Annotated in this window: 2 tRNA genes and 3 rRNA genes; all 5 read left to right on the forward strand. The window is 51.0% G+C overall.

Features of this window, described 5'->3' with window-relative positions:
- Positions 1-327 precede the first annotated feature (327 nt).
- The 5 genes from ABEB25_RS24330 (at position 328) to rrf (ending at position 5,562) form a co-directional block, all read left to right on the forward strand.
- Positions 328-1,873 (forward strand): 16S ribosomal RNA (locus ABEB25_RS24330).
- A 181-nt stretch (positions 1,874-2,054) separates the two neighbouring features.
- Positions 2,055-2,130, forward strand: a tRNA-Ala gene (locus ABEB25_RS24335).
- Positions 2,131-2,186: 56 nt separating this feature from the next.
- Positions 2,187-2,263 (forward strand) — tRNA-Ile (locus ABEB25_RS24340).
- A gap of 199 nt (positions 2,264-2,462) precedes the next feature.
- A 23S ribosomal RNA gene (locus ABEB25_RS24345) occupies positions 2,463-5,307 on the forward strand.
- Positions 5,308-5,446: 139 nt separating this feature from the next.
- A 5S ribosomal RNA gene (gene rrf / locus ABEB25_RS24350) occupies positions 5,447-5,562 on the forward strand.
- The 16S, 23S and 5S rRNA genes sit together here with 2 tRNA genes alongside, the layout of an rRNA operon.
- Positions 5,563-5,605: the final 43 nt, after the last annotated feature.

Here is a 5,605-nt window from a genome sequence, read left to right on the forward strand (position 1 = left end):
AAAAAAACGTTAAAAAAGAGTAAAAAGGAGTTGCGGGGAAGGGGGAACTCGCCATACTGCAAATCCGCCACCGAAACAGGAGCGGCTGACGAAAGCGAAGCGAGTAACGAAGTTGCTCACTGAGTTGGAAATCAGAAAAAGATCTTTCAGAAAACAACATCTTCAGATTGGCGAGAGTAAGTGAGGTGAGAGCCGAGTTTGCTTGAGTGATTTGGAGAGACAAAAACGAAAGCTAAATTGTGCGCTGCGTGTTATGGAATGCGCAGCTTGCCTGAAAGAATGGCAAGGTCAATTTAGCTGACTTAAGGAAACTAAAGTCAGCACCAATTTTTGGAGAGTTTGATTCTGGCTCAGAACGAACGCTGGCGGCGTGGATAAGACATGCAAGTCGAACGGGGCATTGTGAGTAGCAATACAAGCGATGTTCAGTGGCGAACGGGTGCGTAACACGTGGATACATTCCGGGAAGCGGGGGATAGCCCAGGGAAACTTGGATTAATACCGCATGTGGTCGAAAGACTAAAGACGGGGATCGAAAGACCTGTCACTTCCCGATTGGTCCGCGGCCTATCAGCTAGTTGGCGGGGTAAAAGCCCACCAAGGCTACGACGGGTAGCTGGTCTTAGAGGACGACCAGCCACACTGGAACTGAGACACGGTCCAGACACCTACGGGTGGCAGCAGTCGAGAATCTTTCACAATGGGGGCAACCCTGATGGAGCGACGCCGCGTGGAGGATAAGGTCTTCGGATTGTAAACTCCTGTCATGCGCGAACAAGGTTGCAGGGATAATACCTTTGCAAATTGATGGTAGCGCAAGAGGAAGAGACGGCTAACTCTGTGCCAGCAGCCGCGGTAATACAGAGGTCTCAAGCGTTGTTCGGAATCACTGGGCGTAAAGGGTGCGTAGGTGGCATGGTAAGTCAGATGTGAAAGCCCAGGGCTCAACCTTGGAATTGCATCCGATACTGCTGTGCTAGAGTACTGGAGGGGTGACTAGAATTCTCGGTGTAGCAGTGAAATGCGTAGATATCGAGAGGAATACCAAAGGCGTAGGCAGGTCACTGGACAGTTACTGACACTGAGGCACGAAGGCCAGGGGAGCAAACGGGATTAGATACCCCGGTAGTCCTGGCAGTAAACGGTGCATACTTGGTGTGGGAAGATTCGACCCTTCCTGTGCCGGAGCTAACGCGTTAAGTATGCCGCCTGGGAAGTACGGTCGCAAGATTAAAACTCAAAGAAATTGACGGGGACCCGCACAAGCGGTGGAGTATGTGGCTTAATTCGATGCAACGCGAAGAACCTTACCTGGTCTTGACATGCACTGTGTCTCCGATGAAAGTCGGATAGAGTAGCAATACTCGCTTTGCACAGGTGCTGCATGGCTGTCGTCAGCTCGTGTCGTGAGATGTTGGGTTAAGTCCCGCAACGAGCGCAACCCCTGTGATTTGTTGCCACCCGGTTTACCGGAGCACTCGAATCAGACTGCCTCGATCAACGAGGAGGAAGGTGGGGATGACGTCAAGTCCGTATGGCCCTTACGACCAGGGCTGCACACGTACTACAATGCCCAGCACAATGTGAACCGAAACCGCGAGGTGGAGGAAATCAGCAAAACTGGGCTCAGTTCAGATTGTAGTCTGCAACTCGACTACATGAAGTTGGAATCGCTAGTAATGGTACATCAGCTACGGTACCGTGAATACGTTCCCGGGTCTTGTACACACCGCCCGTCACATCATGGAAGCTGGTTTCGCCCGAAGTGCGTGAGTCAACCGCAAGGAGACAGCGCCCTAAGGCAAGACTGGTGACTGGGATGAAGTCGTAACAAGGTAGCCGTAGGGGAACCTGCGGCTGGATCACCTCCTTTCTATGGAGTATGTTCATGAGTGTCTCACACTCGTTATATGAACAAGGTCGACACTTAATGAAGAGTGGAAACGCAATTCAAAGTGTGTGAACCGCGAAAGCGCTCACAAATGTTATCTGTGCAGGAAATGACTGCAGCGCACAATTTAGTTTTCGTTTTTGAGATCAGAGCATCTTGAGCAGGGGGTTTAGCTCAGTTGGTAGAGCGCTAGCTTTGCAAGCTTGATGTCAGGAGTTCGAGTCTCCTAACCTCCACCACAAGTTGGAAGGGGTTAGGCATATTTGAGCCAATGACACAGGTATCAACTCCAAAAGGGCATGTAGCTCAGTTGGTTAGAGCACCGCCTTGATAAGGCGGGGGTCACTGGTTCGAGTCCAGTCCTGCCCACCATTTGATTAAGATGTGAGAGAATGTTTTTTGCGGAACTAACAGTTCCTTGACAACTGCATACAAGGTAAAGAAACAATTTTATTAGAGCCAGACGTTGAGACCCGTAAAGGTTTCAAAGTAATGAATGAAAGTAAGTGTGTTCTAAACCCAATTTCGGTCTTGCTCCTCGGAGTGAGGCCACTGAAATGGTTTTAGAGCAATGCAAGATTTAAAGGGTATGTAGTGGATGCCTTGGCACCAGCAGGCGATGAAGGACGTGGTAAGCTGCGATAAGCTTCGGAGAGCCGCAAACAGGCATTGATCCGGAGATTTCCGAATGGGATAACCTGATACGGTTCATACCGTATCGTTCTGCTCTGAATACATAGGAGCAGAGACGCTAAACCGCCTGAAGTGAAACATCTCAGTAGGGCGAGGAAAAGAAAGCGAAAGCGATTCCGTCAGTAGTGGCGAACGAAAGCGGAACAGCCCAAACCAGGAGGTTTCCTCCTGGGGTTGTAGGGCCTCGATGTGGTAGTTGAAGAGTTAGGTGAAGCGGATGGAAAGTCGCTCCACAGAGGGTGAAAGGCCCGTAACCGAAAACTCGACAACGCCTAGAGGTACCCTGAGTAATGCGATACACGTGAAACTTCGCATGAATCTGTGCCGACCACGGCATAAGGCTAAATACTCGCTGGTGACCGACAGTGAACAAGTACCGCGAGGGAAAGGTGAAAAGATCCGCCGTGAGCGAAGTGAAATAGTACCTGAAACCACATACCTACAAGGTGTCAGAGCCGGCTTGTCCGGTGATGGCGTGCCTTTTGCAAAATGAGTCTGCGAGTCAGTCTGTGTGGCAAGCCTAAGCCCTTCTGGGGTGGAGGCGGAGCGAAAGCAAGTCCGAATAGGGCGACAAGTTGCACGGGCTGAACCCGAAGCGGTGGTGATCTACCTATGGCCAGGTTGAAGCGTCTTTAATCGGACGTGGAGGACCGAACCGGTGAACCTTGAGACGTTCTCGGATGAGCTGTGGGTAGGGGTGAAAGGCTAATCAAACCCCGTAATAGCTGGTTCTCCCCGAAATGTATTTAGGTGCAGCGTCATGCGCTTATCGAGGGGGGTAGAGCACTGAATGAGCTAGGGGGCATACCCGCCTACCAACCTCAATCAAACTCCGAATACCCTCGAACGAAGCATGGCAGTAAGACAGTGGGGGATAAGCTTCATTGTCGAAAGGGAAACAGCCCAGCTCAGCAGCTAAGGTGCCTAAATAACGCTCAGTGGAAAGGAAGTGAGATCTCATTGACAGTGAGGATGTTGGCTTAGAAGCAGCCACCATTTAAACAGTGCGTAATAGCTGACTCATCGAGAGGTCTCGCGCCGAAAATGATTGGCGATAAGCGTTATACCGAAGCTCTGGACTACATTGTCCAAGGGCAATGTTTTGGTAGGGGAGCGTTCTGTAAGCCTTGAAGCGTGAAGGTGACTGACCGTGGAGTTTACAGAAGTGAGGATGCAGACATAAGTAACGATAAGACGGGTGAAATCCCCGTCCGCCGTAAACCCAAGGTTTCCTGGGCAATGATTTTCATCCCAGGGTTAGTCGGGAGCTAAGTCCAGGCCGTTTGGCGTAGGCGATGCACAGCAGGTCAATATTCCTGCACCGGTTTTGGTTAAAGCACAGGTTCGCGTCAGGGGAGAGAGCATGCCGATTGAAAGTGGCAGAAGGGTGCGGAGCAATCCAAGCCTGGTCTCTTGAACTGAGCGCCTAGAAAAGCCTGTGCCCCTTTCCAAGGCCGCCCGTACCGCAAACCGACACAGGTGGGTGGGTAGAATATACCAAGGCGTAAGAGTGAAACCTCGTTAAGGAACTCTGCAATCTAGTCCCGTAACTTCGGAAGAAGGGATGCCCTAATTTATTAGGGTCGCAGTGAAAGGGGACAACCGACTGTTTATCAAAAACACAGCATTGTGCCAAGACGAAAGTCCAAGTATACGATGTGACACGTGACCAATGCGGAAAGATTAAGGCAAGGGGTTAGCAGCAATGCGAAGCTCTGAACCCAAGTCCCCGTGAATGTCGGCCGTAACTATAACGGTCCTAAGGTAGCGAAATTCCTTGTCGGGTAAGTTCCGACCTGCACGAATCGTGTAACGAGTTGTCCGCTGTCTCAACGAGGGGCTCAGTGAAATTGTAATAGCAGTGAAGATGCTGCTTACCCGCAGAAGGACGGAAAGACCCTATGCACCTTAACTGTAAGCTGTCACTGGTCGTTTGGTTTCTATGCTTAGCGTAAGTGGGAGGCTTTGAAGTGTTACTTTCGGGTAACATGGAGCCATTAATGAAACACCACCCTTAGGTATTGAACGATCTAACCGCGGCCCGTAATCCGGGCGTGGGACCATGTCAGCCGGTCAGTTTTACTGGGGCGGTATCCTCCCAAAGAGTAACGGAGGAGCGCGAAGGTTGGCTCAGCGTGGTTGGCAATCACGTGTTGAGTGCATTGGCATAAGCCAGCCTAACTGTGAGACTAACAAGTCGAACAGACACGAAAGTGGGCCAAAGTGATCCGGCGGTTTAATGTGGAATTGCCGTCGCTTAACGGACAAAAGGTACGCTAGGGATAACAGGCTGATCTTGCCCAAGAGTTCATATCGACGGCAAGGTTTGGCACCTCGATGTCGGCTCATCGCATCCTGGGGCTGGAGAAGGTCCCAAGGGTCCGGCTGTTCGCCGGTTAAAGCGGTACGCGAGCTGGGTTCAGAACGTCGCGAGACAGTTCGGTCCTCTATCCTCTGTGGGCGTAGGAAAATTGAGGGGTTTAATTCCTAGTACGAGAGGACCGGAATTAACGCACCTCTGGTGTTCCAGTTGTTCTGTCAAGAGCATCGCTGGGCAGCTATGTGCGGAAGGGATAAGCGCTGAAAGCATCTAAGCGCCAAGCCCATCCCAAGATTAATTTTCCCTGAAGGATCGTGGAAGACTACCACGTTGATAGGTCTCGGGTGTAAGCGCAGTAATGTGTTCAGCTTAGAGATACTAATCATCCGTTTGTCTTACATTGCTTCCATTTCAAATCAGACACACCGTCTGCCTCGACCGAAATTGTTTTTACCCTTGTATGCAGTTGTCAGGGAACGTAAAGTTCCTTGCCTTCAGACACACTGACCAGTTCATGGATTATTCCTGACCCTGATCAGCAGTCTGGTGGTCATGGCACAGTGGCACCACCCGTTCCCATTCCGAACACGGAAGTGAAACGCTGTTGCGCCGATGATAGTTGGGCGATAGGCCCTGCGAAAGTAGGTCGCCGCCAGTTTATACCCCCCTCCTTCAGCAATGAAAGAGGGGGGTTTTTTTTG

This window comes from Prosthecobacter algae (assembly GCF_039542385.1).
Classification (GTDB): domain Bacteria; phylum Verrucomicrobiota; class Verrucomicrobiia; order Verrucomicrobiales; family Verrucomicrobiaceae; genus Prosthecobacter; species Prosthecobacter algae.